Here is a 20253-nt window from a genome sequence, read left to right on the forward strand (position 1 = left end):
GCGCGTCAACCGGTCACGAACCTGCGATACCTCGCGAGCGCCTCGGTCACCTCGGCCGGGGTCGCGGCATCCGGCGCGAAGAGCTCGGGCAGCGGGTCGTCTTCGTGTCGGCCCGTCGCGAGGGAGTGGGTCCAGACGCCGATGATCTCGCCGCGCGCGAGGATGATCGGGCGCACCATGCCGTTGACACCCGGGCCGACCGCCGCGAGGAACTCGGGCGAGCACGTGACCGTGCGGTCGGCGTACGAGATGTAGTACTCCTCGAACGGCGGCAGCGCGACGACCTCGTGCGCGCCCGCGGACCGGCGGGGCCGCGGCCCCGCCGCGACGAAGATCGGCTCGGGTTCGTCGTCGACGACGACGAGGCGATCGGATGCCCGTTCCGCCGCCGTCCGCGAGATTCCGAGCGGCAGTCCGCTCCACCACGCGAAGTCGCGGGCGCCGGCGGGTCCGTGCGACGCGACGAAGCGTTCGAAGAACTCGGCGAGCGGATCGGCGGGGGCCGCCGCATCCGGAATCCATTCGTCTGCCAGCACGAAGTACTGCTCGCGCGTCGGCGCCCCGTCGCGCGGAACCACCGGCCCCTGCACGATCACGGGATTCATCGAGAGCCGGGTGAGCACGTGGTACCCGCGCTGGCCGGCCGTCGGCACCCCGCCGGCATCGAAGACGGCGAACAGCTCCTTGCGGGTCAGCTGGTTGCGTCCCGCGAGCGCCCCGCGGGCGATGCGCTCTGCCCGCGCGACGACCTCGTCGTCGATGCCCTCGCGGCGGTGGACCGCCGCACCCTGCCGGATCTGCCGCTCCCCCGTGACCCCGAGCACCCACGCGAGGTCTTCTGCGGGGATGGCGTGGATCGTGCCGCGCATCGTCCAGGACCGCACGATCTCGGCGCGGTCGAAAGCCGCATCGACATCGCGCATCGTCGGCTCGCCCTTCGTTCGCGCGGCGAGCGCGAGCCGCCCGCCCCAGAACTCCTGGGCCTGCACAGCGAGCATGTGCCGAGCGGCGTCGACGACCGTCGGCCCGGGCGCGTCCAGGCGATGCGAGCGCAGGCGCTCCGCGCGGACGGACGCGGCTTTCATGCCCCCATCATGCCCGGGACAGCGGACACCGCGTGTCCTCGATCGATCGGCGTTCGGCACGCAGCGAGCGACCGAGCGAGACGGACGTCAGGCGTAGGGGTTCGCCGTCAGGGTGTACTTCGTCTGGAGGTACTCGTGGATGCCCTCGGCACCGCCCTCGCGGCCGAGTCCCGACATCTTCCAGCCGCCGAACGGCGCGGCCGCGTTCGAGACGACGCCGACGTTGAGGCCCATCATGCCGGTCTCGAGCCGGTCGATCATGCGCTGGCCACGCGAAAGGCTCTCGGTGAAGACGTACGAGACGAGCCCGTACTCCGTGTCGTTCGCGAGACGCACGGCGTCGTCCTCGGTGTCGAACGGCACGATCGCCAGCACGGGTCCGAAGATCTCCTCGCGCAGGATGCTGCTGCCGGCCCGCACGTCCGTGATGACGGTCGGCTCGTAGAACGTGCCTTCGCCCTCGGGGCGCTGACCGCCGGTGCGCAGCGTCGCGCCGCGCTCGATCGCGTCGCCCACGAGCTCCTCGGCCTTCGCCACGGCCTTGTCGTCGATGAGCGGGCCGATCTGCACGCCGTCCTCGGTGCCGCGGCCGATCTTCATGGCCTGCACGCGCTCGGTCACGCGGTTCGCGAACTCCTCGGCGACGGAGCGGTGCACGATGAAGCGGTTCGCCGCCGTGCACGCCTGCCCGATGTTGCGGAACTTCGCGAGCATCGCGCCGTCGACGGCCTTGTCGAGGTCTGCGTCGTCGAACACGACGAACGGCGCATTGCCGCCGAGCTCCATCGAGGTGCGCAGCACGCCCTGCGCCGCCTGCTCGAGCAGGCGCTGGCCGACCGCGGTCGATCCCGTGAACGACAGCTTGCGCAGCCGAGGGTCGCGGATGATGGGCTCGGACACCGCGCCCGACGTCGACGTCGTGAAGACGTTGACGACGCCCTTCGGCAGGCCCGCGTCCTCGAGCAGCTTCGCGAAGTACAGGGTCGTGAGCGGCGTGAGCTCCGCCGGCTTGATCACGACGGTGCAGCCCGCGGCGAGCGCGGGCGCGATCTTGCGCGTCGCCATCGCGAGCGGGAAGTTCCACGGGGTGATGAGGAAGCACGGACCGACGGGATGCTGCGACACGATCATGCGTCCGGTGCCCTCGGGGTTCGCGCCGTAGCGGCCCTGGATGCGCGCCGTCTCCTCGCTGAACCAGCGGAGGAACTCGCCGCCGTACCCGACCTCTCCCCGCGCCTCGGCGAGGGGCTTGCCCATCTCGATCGTCATGAGGAGGGCGAAGTCCTCCTTGCGCTCCTGGAGCAGATCGAAGGCTCGGCGCAGGATCTCCGCGCGCTCGCGCGCGGGAGTCGCCGCCCAGTCGTCGGCCGCCGCGACGGCGGCGTCGAGCGCCGCCTTGCCGTCTTCGGGCGATGCGTCGGCGATCGTCTTCACGACACGACCGGTGGCGGGGTCGAACACGCGCAGCGTGCGGTCGCCGGTGGCCGGGCGCCACTCGCCGCCGATGAACAGGCCGTCGGGGACGGATGCCAGCAGTTCGCTCTCGCGGGTCTCGGTCACGCTGCTCGCCGCCATCGGTGCTCCTTCGTCGCAGATCGGGATGCCGCGGCATCCACTCATCGCGTCAATTCTGTCGCTGTTGCCCGTACGCATCGATGTACAGCGCGTACAGCTCTCGGACGAGAGTGTCCGATACGGCGACTGTCAGAACGCGTCGACGAAGGCGACGTTGTAGACGGCGACGCGCTGCGGCACCCCGGCGAACGCCTCGGCTCGCGCGTCCGAGGCCATGTACTCCTTCTCGAGGGCGAGGAAGGCGTCGCGGTCGCCCTCGGCGCTCACGGCCCACACGAACTCGTTGGACTCGCGGAGTCCGTAGGCGAACTCGATCGTGAACCCCGCCGCGGGACGGACGCGCGGCATGCAGCCTTCCCACCACGCGACGAACGCGTCGTACTCCCCGTCGACGAGCGTGTACCGCCGGAGCTGAATCGTCTTCATGACTCCTATACTGGCCGTGTCCGGCGGCTTCTTCCGCCGGTGCTCGAAAAAAGGGCACGCAGCGTTCGGCGCGAGACACATACGGCCTTCGATCCGTTCTGTCTGAAAGGCATTCCCATGCCCACCGTGTCCACCCACGTCGCCGTCACCCTAGCCCGCCACATCGACCACGTCTTCGGGGTGATGGGCAACGGCAACGCCTGGTTCCTCGATGCACTCGAGCGCTCGACCCCCGCGACCTACACCGCCGTCCGTCACGAAGCCGGAGCCGTCGTGGCCGCCGACGCGTTCCACCGCGCGTCCGGCCGGCTCGCCGCCGCGACCGCGACCTACGGCGCGGGCTTCACCAACACGCTCACGGCCCTCGCCGAAGCCGTGCAGGCGCACGTGCCCCTCGTCCTCGTCGTCGGCGACGAGCCCACGTCGGGCCCGCGCCCGTGGGACGTCGACCAGATCGCCCTCGCGGCGGCGGTCGGCGCACGCACCTACACGGTGGGGCGGACGGATGCCGCGGCCACCACGATCATCGCGATCGAGCACGCCCTCACCTATCGCGTGCCCACGGTGCTCGCGATCCCCTACGACGTCGCGACGCTCGACGCGGGCGAAGTGCCCGAGACCGCGGAGCCGCGCCTGCCGGCTCCGCTCGCGCCGACGCCGTTCGGCGACGCGGCGATCGCCGAGCTCGCCCGTGTCCTGGCGGGCGCGAAGCGTCCGTTCCTCCTCGCCGGCCGCGGAGCATGGGTCGCGGGCGCGGGAGCGGCCCTGGGCGCCCTCGCCGACGCGACGGGCGCGGTCACGGCCTCCACGGCCCTCGGGCGCGGGATCTTCCCGCGCGACGAGTTCGACCTCGGCGTCACAGGCGGATTCGGAGCCGAAGACGCGATGGAGCTCGTGCGCGAGTCCGACGTCGCCATCGTGTTCGGAGCATCCCTCAACCAGTTCACGATGCGCTTCGGCGAGCTCTTCGCCCCCGGTACGCACGTCGTACAGATCGACGTCGCGCCGACCGCGACCCATCCCCACGTGGGCGGCTACATCCGCGGTGATGCGCGGCTGGTCGCCGAAGGACTCGTCGAGCGGCTCGGGGCGCTCGGCGCGGAGCCGTCGGGGTGGCGCGAGTCGCTCGCCGTCACGGCTCTGCGATCGCGCGAGCGCGGCGAGGGCGTCGCTCCCGACGGCCTGCTCGACCCGCGCACCGTCGCCGCGCGCATCGGCGAGCTGCTGCCGCAGGATCGGGTCGTCGTGTCGGACGGCGGGCATTTCATCGGGTGGGCGAACATGTACTGGCCGGTCGCGGCGCCCGACCGCATGATGATGGTCGGCACGGCCTATCAGTCCATCGGGCTCGGGTTCCCGTCGGTCCCCGGTGCCGCTCTCGCGCAGCCCGACGCGACCGTCGTGCTCACGACCGGAGACGGGGGCGGTCTCATGGCGCTCGCGGATCTCGAATCCGCCGTACGCGTCGCGGGCGGTCGTGGGCTCACGGTGGTGTGGAACGACGGCGCCTACGGCGCAGAGGTCAACCTCTACGGCCTCAAGGGCGTGGCGACCGGGCCGATGATGATCCCCGACGTCGATTTCGCAGGTCTCGCACGCGCCGTCGGCGCCGAGGGTGTCGTCGTCCGGGAGATGGCGGACCTCGAACGGCTCGCGACGTGGACGGCGGAGGATGCGGCATCCCGCCCCTACCTGCTGCTCGACGTCCGCATCTCAGGAGCTGTCGTCGCGCCGTACCAGCAGGAGATCGTCCGCGTGAACTCCTGAGAGCTGCGCGCCCCGGCCACCCGACGCCGAAGAGTCGGGGCAGGCGCCGCTGTGCGAGCGGGATGGGGGCGCCGCTCGATCACTCGGCGGGTGCGGCACCGGCGCCGGGCGTGCGCCATTCGGCGACGAACTCCGCGACGCTCTTCGTGTCGAGATCCTGGCGCACGCGTGCGAGCAGGCGATCGGATTCCTGCACGGTGCCGGCCGAGACACGGAGCACCTCGTTGCCCGAATCGCGGCGCGTGACGACGAGGTCGAGCACCGACGGCCCGGATTCGAGATCACTGGTCATGAGCCCTGCCGCGATCGTCGCGATCGTACGCAGGGCCTTCACACCGGTCGACCCCTTGCGCGGCAGGATCGCGGCTTCGAGGTACATCGATGCCGGCTCGAAGCCGTCGGGATGCGCGTCAGTCATGCGTCGAGTCTGCCTCAGACCGCGGGCAGAAGCGCGCCCTCGAAGAACGTCGCGAGCTCCGCGGTCGCGGCGAGCGGCAGCACCGCGGCCACGTACTGGTCGGGCCGGACGACGACGACGACGCCGTCGCGGGAGATCCCGCGCTCCTCGAAGATGTCGGTGGCCGTCCAGGTGCTCGGCGCAGCCGCGAAAACCTTCTCCCAGTCGATCAGCCCGAGCGGGCCGGTGCGTGGCAGGAAGAGATCGGGCACGCCCGAGATGTCGACATCCTCGAACCGCTGCTGGTACACGGCCTTCACGTCGAAGACGGCATCTGCGTCACCGTCCGACGGGGTGAATCGCTGCAGCGTCGGCGCGATGAGTTGCGCCCACGCGGCGAGCTCGACGCCGGCCGCGTCGGCGAAGGCGTAGACCCTCCACCGACCGTCGGCCTTCGCATGGTGGCCGAGATGCACGGCGTTCCCGTCGCTCACGCGGACCACAGGACTGCTCTTGAAGCGCTTGCCGACCGGGAAGCCGTCGGCGAGCGCCTGATGCCGGACTCCGCCCACGATCTGCGAGGGACCGTACTGCGTCATGAACCCGGATGGGAACTCAGCCGTCGCGAGGTAATAGGTGGCGAGCTCCTGCGGATCGGAGATCTCACCGGGCTTGCGCGCCATGAGCGACGACCACTCGCGATCGAAGTCGATGAGCTCCTGCGCGACCGGTCGACGTTCGGCGGCGTACGTGGCCAGCAGGGTCTCAGGCGCGCGCCCGGTGAGTACGGAGCCGAGCTTCCAGCCGAGATTGAAGCCGTCCTGCATCGACACGTTCATGCCCTGGCCCGCCTTGGCGCTGTGCGTGTGGCATGCGTCGCCCGTCAGGAAGACCCGCGGACTCCCCTCCCCCTCAGGGGTCACGTCGTCGAATCCGTCCGTCACGCGATGCCCGACCTCGTACACGCTGTGCCAGGCGACCTCTTTGACGTCGAGGGTGTACGGATGCAGGATCTCCCCTGCACGCCGGATGATCTCGTCGATCGGCGTCTGGCGCACGCGATGGTCGTCGTCGGGGGCGACCTCGCCGAGATCCACGTAGATGCGCGACAGATAGCCGCCCTCGCGCGGGATGTGCAGGATGTTCCCGGCGGTGGAGTTGATGGCGCACTTCGTGCGCCAGTCCGGGAAGTCGGTGTTCACCACGACATCCATGACCCCCCACGCGTGCGCGGAGACATCGCCGACGTGCGTGCGACCGATCGCGTCGCGCACACCACTGCGAGCGCCGTCGCATCCGACGACGTACTTCGCGCGGACGGTGCGCACCGCGCCCTGCCGCGCGCCGGCGATGTGGCGCACGTGCACGTCGACGCCGTCGGCATCGACCTCGAGCCCCGTGAATTCGACGCCGTAGTCGGGTGCGATCCGCGCCGGGCCGTTCGCCGCGGCCTCGGCGAAGTAGTCGAGCACGCGCGCCTGGTTCACGATGAGGTGCGGGAACTCGCTGATCTTCAGCGCGTAGTCGTCGGTCCGCGACGTGCGGATGATGTTACCGGGATGCTCGGGATCGGGCCCCCAGAAGTTCATGTAGGCGATGTTGTACGCCTCGGCGACGATGCGCTCGGCGAAGCCGAAGGCCTGGAAGGTCTCGACGCTGCGCGGCTGGATTCCGTCGGCCTGACCGAGCACGAGACGCCCCTCGCGGCGCTCGATGATGCGCGTCGTGACGGTCGGGTACTGCGAGAGCTGCGCCGCGAGGAGCATGCCCGCGGGCCCCGAACCCACGATCAGCACGTCGACTTCATCGGGGAGATCGCGCGGGCGATCGATCCCGGTGCCGGCCGCGGGCTGCACCCGCGGATCACCCGACACGTACCCGTGGTGATGGAACTGCATGCGACTCCCTCGTCGTTACCAGGCTACGTCTGACTCAGGCCTTCGACAGCCCGTGGATCGGGCTGACCGCCTGCTCCGCTTCGTGGTCGGGACCGAGCGGGATACCCGACCGATCGCGCAGGAGCAGCGTCGCGATCAGGCCGATGACGGTCATGCCCGCGAGGTACCAGGTGACCGACATCGTGGTCCCCGTCGCCTGCACGAGTGCCGTCGCGATCGTGGGGGCGAAAGCGCCGCCGAGGATCGCGCCGATCGCGTACGAGATCGAGACGCCGGAGAAGCGGATGGATGCCGGGAACAGCTCGGAGTACAGAGCCGCCTGGGGGCCGTAGGTGAATCCGAGGCCGATCGTCAGAATCGCCAGGCCCGCGAAGACGAGCCAGATGTCGCCGGTGTTCACGAGCGGGAAGAGCGTGAACACGCCGACCAGCTGCAGGATCCAGCCGATGATGTACGTCGTCCGTCGCCCGATGCGGTCCGAGAGGAATCCCGCGGCGAGGGTCGATGCGAGCCAGGTGACGGCAGAGCCCGCGACCGCCCACAGGACCGGTCCGCGCTCGAGTCCGATCGGCCCCTCGGGGTTCGTCGTGTAGCCCTGGATGTATCCGCCGGTGGTCATGTAGCCCACGGCGTTGTTGCCCGCGAAGACGAGTGCGGCGATCAGAACCAGCAGCGCGTGCTTGCGGAAGAGCTGGATGATCGGCATCTGGGCCTTCTCCTTGCGCGCGGCGAGCTCCGCGAACACGGGGCTCTCCTCGACGCGTCGGCGGACGTACCAGCCGATCAGGATGAGCACGACGCTCAGCAGGAACGGCACGCGCCAGCCCCACTCGAGGAAGGCCTCGCCCGGAGCGATCATCGCCATGAGCGCCATCACGCCCGATGCGAGGAGGAGGCCGAGCGGCACGCCGATCTGCGGCGAGGCGCCGAATGCGCCGCGGCGCGTCTTGGGAGCGTGCTCGACAGCCATGAGCACGGCACCGCCCCACTCGCCGCCGGCCGACAGCCCCTGGAGGATTCGCAGGAGCACGAGAAGGATCGGAGCGGTCACGCCGATCGCCTCGTACGTCGGCAGCACGCCGATGAGCGCCGTCGCGACGCCCATGAGGATCAGCGTCCACATGAGCACGACCTTGCGACCGTACTTGTCGCCGAAGTGCCCCGCGAGGAAGGCGCCGAGGGGTCGGAACAGGAAGCTCACGCCGACGGTCGCGAAGGCGACGATCGTGCTGTTCTCGCCGAGCGGCGCGAAGAACAGCTGCCCGAAGACGAGCCCGACCGCCGTCGCGTAGATGAAGAAGTCGTACCACTCGACCGTCGTGCCGACGACGGTCGCGAAAACGACTCTGCGTCTGTCGGCCGGCGTCGCAATCGTCCCGGTCGGGGTGAAGCCCTGCGGCTGTCGCGTGCTCATGGGTGACTCCTTCGTCGTGCCGACATCTCTGTGCGGGTCGAGCGTGCGGACACTTGCTCGACGTCGACCGATCATATACGATTTCGAATACGACGCAAGAGCGAGGGAGCTCATGAGCACAGGACCGAACGCTGAAGACGCGCGTTTCACCGGCCTCCCCGGCAGGCCGGGCAAGATCATCGCGATCCACCTCAGTTACGCGTCGCGTGCCGATCAGCGCGGTCGCCGCCCCGAGCACCCCTCCTACTTCTTCAAGCCGTCGAGCTCGGTCGCCGCATCCGGCGGCACGATCGAACGCCCCGCAGGCACCGAGCTGCTCGCCTTCGAAGGCGAGATCGCGCTCGTCATCGGGCGCGAGGCCCGTCGCGTGCCGGCCGGCCGGGCGTGGGAGCACGTCGCGTCCGTCACGGCGGCGAACGACTTCGGACTCTACGACCTCCGCGCGAACGACAAGGGCTCGAACGTCCGATCGAAGGGCGGCGACGGCTTCACGCCGATCGGGCCCCGGCTCCTGGATGCCCGCGGGCTCGATCCCGCGCGGCTCCGCGTGCGCACCTGGGTCAACGGCGATCTCGCGCAGGACGACACGACGTCGGGGCTGATCTTCCCGCTCCCCCAGCTCGTGGCCGACCTCTCGCAGCACTTCACGCTCGAGCCCGGCGATGTGATCCTCACCGGCACGCCGGCCGGGTCGTCCGTCGTCCGCCCGGGCGACGTCGTCGAGGTCGAGGTCGACGACCCGACCACGGACTCTTCGAGCGGTCGACTCGTGACGACGGTCGTCGAGGGCGACGTCTCATTCGACGCGTCCGTCGGCTCGCTCCCCGCTGTCGACGACACGCAGCGCGCAGAGGCCTGGGGGTCCCGCGAGGCGGCCGGCCTCCCGGCCGAGTCGGCATCCGTGCTCTCGCCCGAACTGCGCGCGAAGCTCGATTCCGTTCCCGTGGCCGCGCTCTCGCAGCAGCTGCGCAAGCGCGGCCTGAACGACGTCACGATCGACGGCGTGCGGCCGCTGCATCCCTCGTCCAAGCTCGTCGGAACCGCACGCACTCTGCGCTTCGTGCCGCACCGCGAAGACCTGTTCGCCTCGCACGGCGGTGGCTACAACGCCCAGAAGCGCGCGTTCGATGCGGTCGGCGAGGGCGAAGTGATCGTGATCGAGGCCCGAGGCGAGGCGGGTTCCGGCACCCTCGGCGACATCCTGGCCCTCCGCGCGCACGCGAACGGCGCCGCCGGGATCGTGACGGACGGCGGCGTGCGCGATCTCGACGCGGTGGCCGCCGTCGGCATCCCCGTCTACACGGTCGGCGCCCACCCCGCGGTGCTGGGGCGGAAGCACGTGCCGTGGGACGCCGACGTCACGATCGCGTGCGGGGGCGCGACCGTCCAGCCCGGCGACGTGATCGTCGGCGACGCCGACGGCGTCATCGTCATCCCGCCCGCGCTCGTCGAAGAGGTCGTCGAGGCGGCGGTGACGCAGGAGGCGGAGGATGCGTGGATCGCCGATCAGGTGCGGGCCGGGCATCCCGTCGACGGACTGTTCCCCCTGAACGACGAGTGGAGAGCGAGGTACGAAGCATGGCGCGCGAAGAACTGACCGCGCGGGCGCTCGGCGAGTCCGGTCTCGAACAGGCCACGGCCGCGACCCTCGGCAAGTCCCAGCACGCGTACCTCTGGATCAAGGAGCGCATCGCGAGCCAGGACTTCACCCCCGGTTACCGGCTCGTGCTGAGCTCGATCGCGAGCGAGCTCGATATGAGCGTCGTCCCCGTCCGCGAGGCGATCCGTCGGCTCGAGGCCGAGGGACTCGTGATGTTCGAGCGCAACGTCGGGGCGCGCGTGTCGATGGTGGATGACTCGCAGTACCGATTCAGCATGCAGTCCCTGTCGATCCTCGAGGGGGCGGCGACGGCTCTGGCCGCCCGCCGACTCACCGCCGACGACATCCGGCGCGCCCGCGGCATCAACGACCTCATGGTCGAGACGCTCGATCACTTCGATCCGCGGGCGTTCACACGGCTCAACCAGGAGTTCCACTCCGCGCTGTACGAGAAGTGCCCCAATCCGCGCATGCTCGACCTCGTCCATGCCGAATGGGCACGGCTCGGTCACCTCCGCGATTCGACGTTCAGCTTCGTCCCCGGCCGTGCCGCCGAATCGGTGCGCGAGCACGAGAACATCGTGCAGCTCATCGAGACCTCGGCTCCGCTCGGCGAGATCGAGAAGGCGGCACGGCGACATCGCTCGGCCACCCTCGACGCCTACATGATCCACGAGCATCCCGACGAGGCCCTCGGCCTCCCGGCGTTCTGACCCCTCCAGCGAAGGAGCACCATGAGCCCGCACATCCCGACGGATCTGCCCGATCGCATCCGCCACTACATCGACGGCGCATTCGTCGATTCCGTCGACGGCGACACGTTCGACGTGCTCGACCCCGTGTCGAACGAGACGTACGTCACCGCCGCGGCCGGCAAGAAAGCCGACATCGACCTCGCCGTCGCCGCCGCGAGACGCGCCTTCACCGACGGGCCGTGGCCCCGGATGCTGCCGCGCGAGCGATCCCGCATCCTGCACCGCATCGCCGACATCGTCGAGTCGCGCGACGAGCGCCTCGCCGAGCTCGAGTCGTTCGACTCCGGCCTCCCCATCACCCAGGCGCTCGGCCAGGCCCGGCGCGCGGCCGAGAACTTCCGCTTCTTCGCCGACCTGATCGTCGCCCAGACGGACGACGCGTTCAAGGTGCCCGGTCGCCAGCTCAACTACGTCAATCGCAAGCCGATCGGCGTCGCGGGGCTCATCACACCGTGGAACACCCCGTTCATGCTCGAGTCGTGGAAGCTGGGGCCGGCCCTCGCGACGGGCAACACCGTCGTCCTCAAGCCCGCCGAGTTCACCCCGCTCTCGGCGTCGCTGTGGGCGGGCATCTTCGAAGAGGCAGGGCTGCCCACGGGCGTCTTCAATCTGGTCAACGGGCTCGGCGAGGATGCCGGCGACGCGCTCGTCAAGCATCCGGACGTCCCGCTCCTCTCGTTCACGGGCGAGAGCTCGACGGGCCAGCTGATCTTCGCGAACGCCGCCCCCTACCTCAAGGGCCTCTCGATGGAGCTGGGCGGCAAGTCACCGGCGATCGTCTTCGAGGACGCCGATCTCGACGCCGCTATCGACGCGACGATCTTCGGGGTCTTCTCGCTGAACGGCGAGCGCTGCACGGCGGGCAGCCGCATCCTCGTCCAGCGGTCGATCTACGACGAATTCGTCCAGCGGTACGCGGCGCAGGCGTCGCGTGTCATCGTCGGCGACCCGCACGATCCGAAGACCGAGGTCGGCGCGCTCGTGCACCCCGAGCATTTCGAGAAGGTCATGTCGTACATCGAGCTCGGCAAGACCGAGGGCCGACTGGTCGCCGGCGGCGGCCGGCCCGAAGGCTTCCCGACCGGCAACTTCGTGCAGCCGACGGTGTTCGCCGACGTCGCACCCGACGCGCGGATCTTCCAGGAGGAGATCTTCGGCCCGGTGGTCGCGATCACCCCGTTCGACACGTGGGAGGACGCCCTCGCCCTCGCCAACGACACGAAGTACGGTCTCGCCGCGTATCTGTGGACCAACGACCTGCGCGGCGCGCACAACTTCGCCCAGTCGATCGAGGCGGGAATGGTGTGGCTCAACTCGAACAACGTCCGCGACCTGCGCACGCCCTTCGGCGGTGTGAAGGCCTCGGGCCTCGGCCACGAGGGCGGCTATCGCTCGATCGACTTCTACACCGACCAGCAGGCCGTGCACATCACGCTCGGCCCGGCGCACAACCCCACGTTCGGCAAGGGCGACGCGCCCGCCGCACACTGACCCGCCCACGCACGCAAGGACGCATGACATGAGCCACCGCGATGAGATGACCCTGACCTCCTCGGGTTTCTACGTGAGCCAGGAGGCACCGATCGCGTCGAGCGATCCGATCCCGACACCCGAGGCGTCCCCGCCCGACATCCTGCGGTGCGCCTACATGGAACTCGTCGTCACCGATCTCGCGGCATCCCGCGTCTTCTACGTCGACATCCTCGGCCTCCACGTGACGGAAGAGGACGACGACGCGATCTACCTGCGCTCGACCGAGGAGTTCATCCACCACAATCTCGTCCTGCGCAGGGGCCCGCTGGCAGCGGTCGCCGCGTTCTCCTACCGCGTGCGCAGCGAGGACGACCTCGATCGCGCTGTCGCTTTCTACACCGAGCTCGGCTGCGACGTCCGCCGCGAACCGGGCGGATTCACGAAGGGCATCGGCGACTCGGTGCGGGTCGTCGACCCGCTCGGGTTCCCCTACGAGTTCTTCTTCGCCACCGAGCACCAGGAGCGCCTGTCCTGGCGCTACGACCTGCATATCCCGGGCGAGCTCGTGCGCCTCGACCACTTCAACCAGATCACCCCCGACGTGCCCCGTGCCGTGGGCTTCATGCAGTCCCTGGGGTTCCGCGTCACGGAGGACATCCAGGACAAGGAGGGCACGGTGTACGCCGCATGGATGCGCCGCAAGCCCACGGTGCACGACACCGCCATGACCGGCGGCGACGGCCCGCGCATGCACCACGTCTGCTTCGCCACGCACGAGAAGCACAACATCCTCGCGATCTGCGACAGGCTCGGTGCTCTGCGGCGATCCGACGCGATCGAGCGCGGTCCCGGGCGTCACGGGGTGTCGAATGCGTTCTACCTCTACCTGCGCGATCCCGACGGCCACCGCGTCGAGGTCTACACCCAGGACTACTACACCGGCGATCCCGACAACCCCGTCGTCACGTGGGACGTCCACGACAACCAGCGCCGCGACTGGTGGGGCAACCCCGTCGTGCCGTCGTGGTACACCGACGGCTCGATCGTGCTCGACCTGGACGGCCGCCCTCAGCCGGTGATGGCCCGGACCGAGAGCTCCGAGATGACGGTCACCATCGGCGCCGACGGCTTCAGCTACACCCGGCCTCAGGACGACGCCGGTATGCCGGAGTGGAAGCAGGGCGAGTACAAGCTGGGGCACCAGCTGTGACCCTGCGGGCCGACGAGATCGCGGCGATCGCGGGCGAGCTCGCCGAGGCCGACCGCGCGCATACCGTGATCCCCCGCATCACCTCGCGGTTCCCCGCCGCGACGATCGAGGACTCGTACGCGATCCAGGGCGTGTGGCGCGACGCCAACATCGCCGCCGGCCGCACCCTCGTGGGTCGCAAGATCGGACTCACGTCGAAGGCGATGCAGCATGCCACGGGCATCACCGAACCCGACTACGGCGTCATGTTCGACGACACCGTCTACGCGAGCGGCTCGGACATCCCCGTCGACCACTTCTCCAACGTCCGCGTCGAGGTCGAGCTCGCCTTCGTTCTCGCGCATCCGCTCGAAGGCCCGGACTGCACGCTGGACGACGCCCTCGCGGCGATCGAGTACGCCGTGCCCGCGCTCGAGGTCCTCAATTCGCACATCGAGCTCGAGGGTCGCACGATCGTCGACACCATCGCCGACAACGCCGCGTACGGCGCGATGGTGCTCGGCGACGTGCGCAGGCGCCCCGACGAGATCGACCTGAGATGGGTGCCCGGGCTGCTGTATCGCAACGGCGAGATCACCGAGACCGGGGTCGCCGCCGGTGTGCTCGACCACCCCGCACGGGGCGTCGCGTGGCTGGCGAACAAGTTCCACCAGCACGGCGCGCGTCTTGAAGCCGGCGAGATCATCCTGGCAGGCTCGTTCACGCGCCCGATGTGGGTGTCGCGGGGCGATGACGTCCTGTGCGACTACGGACCGATGGGAACCATCTCATGCCGCTTCGTCTGACGCCCACGTTTCGCGACCGACTCGGTGCGGCGCAGCGACCGCTCGCGGGCATGTGGGTGAGCTCGGGCAGCGCGCTCGTCGCCGAGATCTGCGCCGGCTCAGGTCTGGACTGGCTCCTCATCGACATGGAGCACTCTCCCAACGGCCTCGAGTCCGTGCTCGCGCAGCTGCAGACCGTCGCGGCCCACCCGATCACTCCCGTCGTGCGTGTGCCGATCGGCGACGTCGTGACGGTCAAGCAGGTGCTCGATCTCGGAGCCCAGAATCTTCTCGTGCCCATGATCTCGTCGGCCGCCGAGGCCGAAGAGGTCGTGGCATCCGTCCGCTATCCGCCGCGCGGACGACGCGGGGTGGGCTCCGCGCTCGCTCGGTCGGCGCGCTGGAACCGCGTCGACGACTACCTCGCCCACGCGGATGAGCACACCTCGCTGTTCGTGCAGATCGAGACTGCGGCGGGAGTCGAGGCGGCCGCCGAGATCGCGGCCGTCGACGGCGTGGACGGCGTCTTCGTCGGACCCGCAGACCTCGCGGCCTCCATGGGCCTGCTCGGCCGGCAGGGGCATCCCGATGTCGAGGCGGCCGTCCTGCGCACCTTCGACGCCGTGCGCACGGCGGGCATACCTGTCGGAGTCAACGCCTTCGATCCCGCACTGGCAGACCGCTATCTCGCCGCCGGCGCCTCGTTCGTGCTCGTCGGCGCCGACGTCGCGCTGCTCGCGCGGGGCTCCGAAGCGCTCGCCGACCGATACGGCGCCGCCGGCGATGTCAAGGGCGCGTCGTACTGACGCGGGGCTGACATGCTGTTCGCATGCAGAGAGACGTCTCCAGCCGCATCGTCCTGAATGTGACCGAACCCGCTGATCTGGTCTTCTCGGTCGCCGTGTCGGGCCACTACGCCCCCAACCACGAAGTGTTCACGGCTTCTCTCGACGGCGAACCCGTCACGAGCACCGAGATCTTCGATGTGCACGGCACGCGGCTGCACCGCGTCGAGTCCGGCGCGGGAACGCTGACGGTCGAGTACTCGGCCATCGTGCTCGGCGCCGGAGACACGGCCATCGCACGCGAGATCGACGTGCTCACCTACCTGCGACCGAGTCGATACGCGCAGTCCGACGAGCTCGCCGCGACCGCCGCCGCCGAGTTCGCCGGCATCGACAGCGGACCGGATCTGCTCGCTGCGGTCTCGTCGTGGGTCGGCACGCGGCTCGCCTACGTTCCCGGTTCGTCCCTCCCGACCGACGGCGCGACGCGCACGCTCCTCGCGCGGCAGGGCGTGTGCCGCGACTACGCCCACCTGTGCGTCGCGCTCCTGCGCGCCTGCGGAGTGGCCGCCCGACTCGTCTCGGTGTACGCCCCCGGCCTCTTCCCCATGGACTTCCATGCCGTCGCCGAGGCGTGGATCGACGGCGCGTGGAGAGTGGTGGATGCCACGACCCTCGCGCCCCGCTCGACCCTCGTGCGGATCGGCACCGGTCGTGACGCTGCCGACACCGCACTGCTCAACGTCGTGTCCGGCCGTGCCGACTTCGTCGAGATGGAGGTCACCGCGACCGTCGACGCGCTTCCGAACGACGATCTGACGCAGCTGGTGTCCATCAGCTGAACCCGCAATACAGTGATGCCATGAAGAAATGGGTCGTCCGGTTCGTCTCGCTGCTCGTCTTCAACATCGCCGTGCTGCTGATCATCGGCTGGCTGACTCCGGCGCGGGTCGGCTGGGCGGCGATCTGGGCCGGCATCGTCCTCACCGCCGCGACCATCTGGATCAAACCGCTCATCACGAAGATGTTCCGATCGATGGCCGCCCGGTCGGCGAATCAGCGCACGAAGGCCGGCGAGAAGGTCGTGCAGTTCTTCCTCGTCCTGCTGGTCGCGTTCATCGTGTGGATCCTCACGATCCTCCTGTCGGGCGTGAGCGTCGGCGGCTGGTTCTGGGGCTACATCCTCCCGCCCGTCATCCTCGTCATCGGCTGGGCGATCTACGACGCGATCGACGACCGCGTCGAAGCGCACGCCGGCGCGCTGTACGACAGGGCGACCGGCTCGACGTCCGCGACGACGATCGCCGACCGGCCCGCCGTGCCCTCGCCGGAAGCCCAGGCCGGCGCGCGGGAGCTGAAGGACGGTCTGACGGCCGAGCAGCGGAAGATGCTCGACGAGCTCTGACACGCACGGAGGCGATCGGCAGCGCGCGCGCAGCGGTCGGCGGCATCCATGACGACCGCGTAACAAAGCGACCACCGCGGCCCCTGCGCCCTCGCGAGCACGACAAAATGGACGGAGTCCAGCGTGCCGACAGCACGGAGGCGCTGGCCACCCCGACTCCTGGAGGCACCGTCTTGTCCCGTCGCACCCCCTTCCTTCGCACCGCCGCCGTGGGCATCGCCCTCGCGGCCCTCGCCCTCACGGGCTGCGCCTCGGGCGGCACGCCGTCCGGCGGCGAGAGCGACGCTCCCGCCGAGGACGCCTACGTCACCCCCGGCAAGCTCACGATCGCGACCGGCGACATCGCCTACGAGCCCTACGTCGTCGACGACGACCCGTCTTCGGGTGAGGGCTTCGAGGCCGCCATCGCGTATGCGATCGCCGACCAGCTCGGGTTCGCGCCCGACGACGTCGAATGGGTGCGCACGAGCTTCGAGGCCGCGATCGCACCGGGCCCGAAGAACTTCGACTTCAACATCCAGCAGTACACGATCACCGACGAGCGCAAGCAGGCCGTCGACTTCTCGTCGCCGTACTACTCGGCGAGCCAGGCGGTCGTCGGGATCAACGGCGGCGCCGTGGACGGCGTGGACTCGATCGACGGTCTCAAGGACGTCGTGCTCGGGGCGATGGCGGGCTCGACGAGCGCGCAGACGATCGAAGACGTCATCCAGCCCACCACCGAGCCGCTGCTCTACGCCTCGAACGAGGATGCCGTCGCCGCCTTCAACGCGGGCCAGTTCGACGCGTTCGTCATCGACCTGCCGACCGCATACCTCGCCACCGCGCTCTACATCGACGACTCGTTCATCGTGGGCGAGCTGCCGGCCGGCGGCATCGCCGACGAATGGGGCGTGGTGCTCGCGAAGGACTCGCCCCTCACCGAGAGCGTGAGCGCCGCGATCGACGCGCTGCGCGAGGACGGCACGCTCGCCGAGATCACCGACGAGTGGCTGGGTGCGGGCCAGGGCGTCACGCTCCTCAAGTAGGGCGCTCCGGTACGGTCGACGGGTGACCTCCCACACTCCGAGCGCGCTCGAGCTCGAGCGCCGCGCGTTCCGCGCGCGGCAGTCGCAGCGCTCGGTGCTCGTCGCGATCGCCTCGACCCTGGCGTTCGCGCTCATCGTGTGGATCACGGTCATCGCGACGCCCGGATGGTCGGCGGTGCAGCAGGCGTTCTTCAACCCGCAGATCGCGCTCGACTCCCTCCCGCGCATCTGGGAGGGGTTCCTGATCAACCTGCAGGTTCTGGCGCTCTCGCTCGTGACCGTCTCGATCGTCGCGCTGCTCGTCGCGGTGCTGCGAACGCTCCCGGGCCCGGTCTTCCTGCCGCTGCGCGTACTCGCAGCGGCATACACCGACATCTTCCGCGGACTGCCCTTCATCATCGTGCTGTACATCGTGGGCTTCGGCATCCCGACCCTCACGAACACGCGCGTTCCGCTGATCCTCCTCGGTACGCTCGCCGTCACCCTCACCTACTCGGCGTACGTGTCGGAGGTCATCCGCGCCGGCATCGAGGCGGTGCATCCATCCCAGCGCCTCGCCGCACGCGCACTGGGGCTCGGCTACGCCCAGACGCTGCGGCGCGTCGTCCTGCCGCAGGCGCTGCGCAAGATCACGCCGCCGCTCATGAACGACTTCGTCGCGATGCAGAAGGATGTCGGCCTCATCTCGATCCTGGGCATCATGGACGCCGTTCTCGCGGCGAAGATCGAGGCGTCGCAGACGTACAACTTCACGCCGTACGTCGTCGCCGGCATCCTCTTCGTCCTCCTGGCGATCCCGACCATCCGCCTCACCGACTGGTACACCGCGCGGCTGCGCTCTCGCGAGCAGACGGGGGCGATCCTGTGACCGCCCTGCTGCGCGCCGAGGATCTGTGGAAGTCCTTCGACGGACGCGACGTGCTGCAGGGCGTCTCGGTCGATCTCGCGGTGCACGAGGTCGTCGCCGTCATCGGAGCGAGCGGGTCGGGCAAGTCGACGCTGCTGCGGTGCCTGAGCCTGCTCGAGCCCATCGACGACGGACGCATCCTGCTCGGCGACGACGACATCTCGGATCCCCGCGTCGACGCCAACCGCGTGCGCTCCCGCTTCGGGATGGTCTTCCAGAGCTACAACCTCTTCCCGCACATGTCGGTGCTCGACAACGTGACGCTCGCCTCACGGGTCGTGCGCAGGGAGTCGAAGCGGGATGCCGAGGCCCGCGGTCTCGTGCTCCTGGAGCGCGTCGGACTCGCCGACAAGGCGCGGGAGCACCCCGACCGCCTCTCGGGCGGTCAGCAGCAGCGCGCGGCCATCGTGCGCGCGATCGCGACGGACCCGGAGGTGCTGCTGCTCGACGAGATCACCTCGGCGCTCGATCCGGAGCTCGTGGGCGAAGTGCTCGAGCTCGTCCGCCAGCTCGCCGAGGACGGTGCGACGATCCTCATGGCGACGCACGAGATGGCCTTCGCGCGCGACGTAGCACATCGGGTGGTCTTCCTCGACGGCGGCCGCATCATCGAGCAGGGCCCGCCCGCCGAGGTGTTCGGCGCACCGCGCGAAGCGCGCACCCGGGAGTTCCTGGCCCGCTTCACCGCGTAGGCCGCGGCATCCATCCCCGACCGTCGTCGAGCTTTTCGCTCGGTCGGAGAATGTCGCCTCGGTCGGACGATTTCGCGCTGATCCTCCGACCGAACGTCGATCCTCCGACCGAGCGGCAGCGACAGGACGCGCAGACGTGCTGGAGCGGAGCGCCGCAGACGGTGTCAGGATGCTGCGCGCTCGGCCGCTTCGACGACGTTCGTCATGAGCAGCGCGACCGTCATCGGGCCGACACCGCCGGGGTTCGGCGAGAGGTAGCCGGCGACCTCGACGACGTCGGGGTGGACGTCACCGTGCACGCGGCTCTTGCCCGTCTCGGGGTCGAGCTCGCGCGTCACGCCGACGTCGAGCACGGCGGCGCCCGCCTTGACGTGCTCGGGCCGCACGATGTGCTTGACGCCCGCCGCGGCGACGATGACGTCGGCGAGCGCGAGGTACGCCGCCAGGTCGGTCGTGCCCGTATGCGTGAGCGTGACGGTCGCGTTGATCGCTCGGCGGGTCAGCAGGAGCCCGATCGAGCGCCCGATCGTGACACCGCGGCCGACGACGACGACGTGCTTGCCGTTCAGGTCGTAGTCGTTGCGCAGCAGCAGCTCGATCACTCCCCGCGGCGTGCACGGCAGAGGCGTCGTGATCGGCGCGTTGACGTTGAGCACGAGGCGGCCGAGATTGGTCGGATGCAGGCCGTCGGCGTCCTTGGCCGGGTCGATGCGCTCGAGGATCGCGTCGGTGTCGAGATGCTTCGGCAGCGGGAGCTGCACGATGTAGCCGTGGCATCCATCGTCCGCATTCAGCTCGTCGATGACGGCCTCGACCTCTTCCTGCGACGCGTCGGCGGGCAGCTCGACCTGGATCGAGTTCATGCCGATCGCCTCGGACTCGCGGTGCTTCATGCCGACGTAGAGCTGGGACGCGGGGTCGGCGCCCACGAGCACCGTCGCGATGCCGGGCACGATCCCGCGCGCCGCGAGGGCTGCGACGCGCTCACGCAGTTCGGCCTTGATCTCGGCCGCCGCCGCCTTGCCGTCGAGTCTGATCGCGGTCATGTCGTTCGTTCCTCCTGCTGTCGAGT

Annotated in this window: 19 protein-coding genes; 12 read left to right on the forward strand and 7 right to left on the reverse strand. The window is 69.7% G+C overall.

The genetic code is table 11. The features are described from left to right. Positions 1-5: 5 nt before the first annotated feature. From ACTIFV_RS04845 to ACTIFV_RS04855, 3 genes are all read right to left on the reverse strand, one after another. Entirely contained in the window at positions 6-1085 is a 1080-nt protein-coding gene (locus ACTIFV_RS04845) for a winged helix DNA-binding domain-containing protein (protein WP_439591641.1), read from the reverse strand. An 87-nt stretch (positions 1086-1172) separates the two neighbouring features. Then, the gene (locus tag ACTIFV_RS04850) at positions 1173-2660 is read right to left on the reverse strand and encodes an NAD-dependent succinate-semialdehyde dehydrogenase (protein ID WP_439591642.1); all 1488 of its coding nucleotides are present in this window, start codon (positions 2658-2660) and stop codon (positions 1173-1175) included. A 129-nt stretch (positions 2661-2789) separates the two neighbouring features. Then, the gene (locus ACTIFV_RS04855) at positions 2790-3086 is read right to left on the reverse strand and encodes a hypothetical protein (RefSeq protein ID WP_439591643.1); all 297 of its coding nucleotides are present in this window, start codon (positions 3084-3086) and stop codon (positions 2790-2792) included. A 117-nt stretch (positions 3087-3203) separates the two neighbouring features. Here ACTIFV_RS04855 and ACTIFV_RS04860 point away from each other — a divergent pair, with 117 nt between their 5' ends. Continuing rightward, positions 3204-4853, forward strand: coding sequence for a thiamine pyrophosphate-binding protein (locus ACTIFV_RS04860; RefSeq protein ID WP_439591644.1), 1650 nt, complete (start codon positions 3204-3206; stop codon positions 4851-4853). 79 nt (positions 4854-4932) lie between these two features. Here the strand turns inward: ACTIFV_RS04860 and ACTIFV_RS04865 are convergent, their stop codons facing one another. Genes ACTIFV_RS04865 through ACTIFV_RS04875 form a run of 3 tightly spaced genes read right to left on the reverse strand, consistent with a single transcriptional unit; the run spans position 4933 to position 8562 of the window. Next, entirely contained in the window at positions 4933-5271 is a 339-nt protein-coding gene (locus tag ACTIFV_RS04865) for a hypothetical protein (protein ID WP_439591645.1), read from the reverse strand. A 14-nt stretch (positions 5272-5285) separates the two neighbouring features. Further along, positions 5286-7148, reverse strand: a complete 1863-nt coding sequence (locus ACTIFV_RS04870) for an FAD-dependent monooxygenase (RefSeq protein WP_439591646.1) — start codon at positions 7146-7148, stop codon at positions 5286-5288. Positions 7149-7182: 34 nt separating this feature from the next. Further along, positions 7183-8562, reverse strand: a complete 1380-nt coding sequence (locus ACTIFV_RS04875) for an MFS transporter (protein ID WP_439591647.1) — start codon at positions 8560-8562, stop codon at positions 7183-7185. 112 nt (positions 8563-8674) lie between these two features. Between ACTIFV_RS04875 and ACTIFV_RS04880 the strand changes: the two genes are divergently transcribed. The 11 genes from ACTIFV_RS04880 to ACTIFV_RS04930 all read left to right on the forward strand — a co-directional run bounded on the left by ACTIFV_RS04880 (position 8675) and on the right by ACTIFV_RS04930 (position 19181). Further along, positions 8675-10159, forward strand: coding sequence for a fumarylacetoacetate hydrolase family protein (locus ACTIFV_RS04880; protein WP_439591648.1), 1485 nt, complete (start codon positions 8675-8677; stop codon positions 10157-10159). Beyond that, positions 10141-10875 (forward strand): GntR family transcriptional regulator, encoded by a 735-nt coding sequence (locus ACTIFV_RS04885; protein ID WP_439591649.1) that lies wholly within the window; start codon positions 10141-10143, stop codon positions 10873-10875. The genes ACTIFV_RS04880 and ACTIFV_RS04885 overlap by 19 nt, the downstream gene beginning before the upstream one ends. A 21-nt stretch (positions 10876-10896) precedes the next feature. After that, on the forward strand, positions 10897-12408 hold the full coding sequence (hpaE, locus tag ACTIFV_RS04890) for a 5-carboxymethyl-2-hydroxymuconate semialdehyde dehydrogenase (protein ID WP_439591650.1): 1512 nt from the start codon (positions 10897-10899) through the stop codon (positions 12406-12408). 28 nt (positions 12409-12436) lie between these two features. Beyond that, on the forward strand, positions 12437-13600 hold the full coding sequence (hpaD, locus tag ACTIFV_RS04895) for a 3,4-dihydroxyphenylacetate 2,3-dioxygenase (RefSeq protein ID WP_439591651.1): 1164 nt from the start codon (positions 12437-12439) through the stop codon (positions 13598-13600). Between the two features lie 2 nt (positions 13601-13602). Beyond that, positions 13603-14385 carry a 2-keto-4-pentenoate hydratase gene (locus tag ACTIFV_RS04900; RefSeq protein WP_439591844.1) on the forward strand — a complete coding sequence of 261 codons (783 nt, stop codon included), beginning with the start codon at positions 13603-13605 and terminating at the stop codon, positions 14383-14385. Next, positions 14370-15170 carry an HpcH/HpaI aldolase family protein gene (locus ACTIFV_RS04905; protein WP_439591652.1) on the forward strand — a complete coding sequence of 267 codons (801 nt, stop codon included), beginning with the start codon at positions 14370-14372 and terminating at the stop codon, positions 15168-15170. Before ACTIFV_RS04900 ends, ACTIFV_RS04905 begins: the two co-directional genes overlap by 16 nt. 23 nt (positions 15171-15193) lie before the next feature. After that, on the forward strand, positions 15194-15991 hold the full coding sequence (locus ACTIFV_RS04910) for a transglutaminase-like domain-containing protein (RefSeq protein WP_439591653.1): 798 nt from the start codon (positions 15194-15196) through the stop codon (positions 15989-15991). Positions 15992-16011: 20 nt separating this feature from the next. Continuing rightward, positions 16012-16554 (forward strand): hypothetical protein, encoded by a 543-nt coding sequence (locus ACTIFV_RS04915; RefSeq protein ID WP_439591654.1) that lies wholly within the window; start codon positions 16012-16014, stop codon positions 16552-16554. A gap of 173 nt (positions 16555-16727) precedes the next feature. Next, the gene (locus tag ACTIFV_RS04920; RefSeq protein ID WP_439591655.1) at positions 16728-17582 is read left to right on the forward strand and encodes an ABC transporter substrate-binding protein; all 855 of its coding nucleotides are present in this window, start codon (positions 16728-16730) and stop codon (positions 17580-17582) included. 22 nt (positions 17583-17604) lie between these two features. Next, positions 17605-18450: an amino acid ABC transporter permease gene (locus ACTIFV_RS04925; RefSeq protein ID WP_439591656.1), complete on the forward strand. Its 846-nt coding sequence runs from the start codon at positions 17605-17607 to the stop codon at positions 18448-18450. Next, positions 18447-19181, forward strand: a complete 735-nt coding sequence (locus tag ACTIFV_RS04930; protein WP_439591657.1) for an amino acid ABC transporter ATP-binding protein — start codon at positions 18447-18449, stop codon at positions 19179-19181. Before ACTIFV_RS04925 ends, ACTIFV_RS04930 begins: the two co-directional genes overlap by 4 nt. Positions 19182-19345: 164 nt before the next feature. On the opposite strand, the gene ACTIFV_RS04935 is transcribed toward ACTIFV_RS04930, so the two are convergent. Next, positions 19346-20227 carry a bifunctional methylenetetrahydrofolate dehydrogenase/methenyltetrahydrofolate cyclohydrolase gene (locus ACTIFV_RS04935; RefSeq protein ID WP_439591658.1) on the reverse strand — a complete coding sequence of 294 codons (882 nt, stop codon included), beginning with the start codon at positions 20225-20227 and terminating at the stop codon, positions 19346-19348. Positions 20228-20253: the final 26 nt, after the last annotated feature.

The sequence above is a fragment of the Microbacterium sp. genome (assembly GCF_051860965.1).
GTDB lineage: Bacteria > Actinomycetota > Actinomycetes > Actinomycetales > Microbacteriaceae > Microbacterium.

What these genes read in the sequence shown, in the direction of transcription:
- ACTIFV_RS04845 (WP_439591641.1), bottom strand. Translation starts at nt 1,085, where the DNA reads ATGAAAGCCGCGTCCGTCCGCGCGGAGCGCCTGCGCTCGCATCGCCTG.
- ACTIFV_RS04850 (WP_439591642.1), bottom strand. Translation starts at nt 2,660, where the DNA reads ATGGCGGCGAGCAGCGTGACCGAGACCCGCGAGAGCGAACTGCTGGCA.
- ACTIFV_RS04855 (WP_439591643.1), bottom strand. Translation starts at nt 3,086, where the DNA reads ATGAAGACGATTCAGCTCCGGCGGTACACGCTCGTCGACGGGGAGTAC.
- ACTIFV_RS04860 (WP_439591644.1), top strand. Translation starts at nt 3,204, where the DNA reads ATGCCCACCGTGTCCACCCACGTCGCCGTCACCCTAGCCCGCCACATC.
- ACTIFV_RS04865 (WP_439591645.1), bottom strand. Translation starts at nt 5,271, where the DNA reads ATGACTGACGCGCATCCCGACGGCTTCGAGCCGGCATCGATGTACCTC.
- ACTIFV_RS04870 (WP_439591646.1), bottom strand. Translation starts at nt 7,148, where the DNA reads ATGCAGTTCCATCACCACGGGTACGTGTCGGGTGATCCGCGGGTGCAG.
- ACTIFV_RS04875 (WP_439591647.1), bottom strand. Translation starts at nt 8,562, where the DNA reads ATGAGCACGCGACAGCCGCAGGGCTTCACCCCGACCGGGACGATTGCG.
- ACTIFV_RS04880 (WP_439591648.1), top strand. Translation starts at nt 8,675, where the DNA reads ATGAGCACAGGACCGAACGCTGAAGACGCGCGTTTCACCGGCCTCCCC.
- ACTIFV_RS04885 (WP_439591649.1), top strand. Translation starts at nt 10,141, where the DNA reads ATGGCGCGCGAAGAACTGACCGCGCGGGCGCTCGGCGAGTCCGGTCTC.
- hpaE (WP_439591650.1), top strand. Translation starts at nt 10,897, where the DNA reads ATGAGCCCGCACATCCCGACGGATCTGCCCGATCGCATCCGCCACTAC.
- hpaD (WP_439591651.1), top strand. Translation starts at nt 12,437, where the DNA reads ATGAGCCACCGCGATGAGATGACCCTGACCTCCTCGGGTTTCTACGTG.
- ACTIFV_RS04905 (WP_439591652.1), top strand. Translation starts at nt 14,370, where the DNA reads ATGCCGCTTCGTCTGACGCCCACGTTTCGCGACCGACTCGGTGCGGCG.
- ACTIFV_RS04910 (WP_439591653.1), top strand. Translation starts at nt 15,194, where the DNA reads ATGCAGAGAGACGTCTCCAGCCGCATCGTCCTGAATGTGACCGAACCC.
- ACTIFV_RS04915 (WP_439591654.1), top strand. Translation starts at nt 16,012, where the DNA reads ATGAAGAAATGGGTCGTCCGGTTCGTCTCGCTGCTCGTCTTCAACATC.
- ACTIFV_RS04935 (WP_439591658.1), bottom strand. Translation starts at nt 20,227, where the DNA reads ATGACCGCGATCAGACTCGACGGCAAGGCGGCGGCGGCCGAGATCAAG.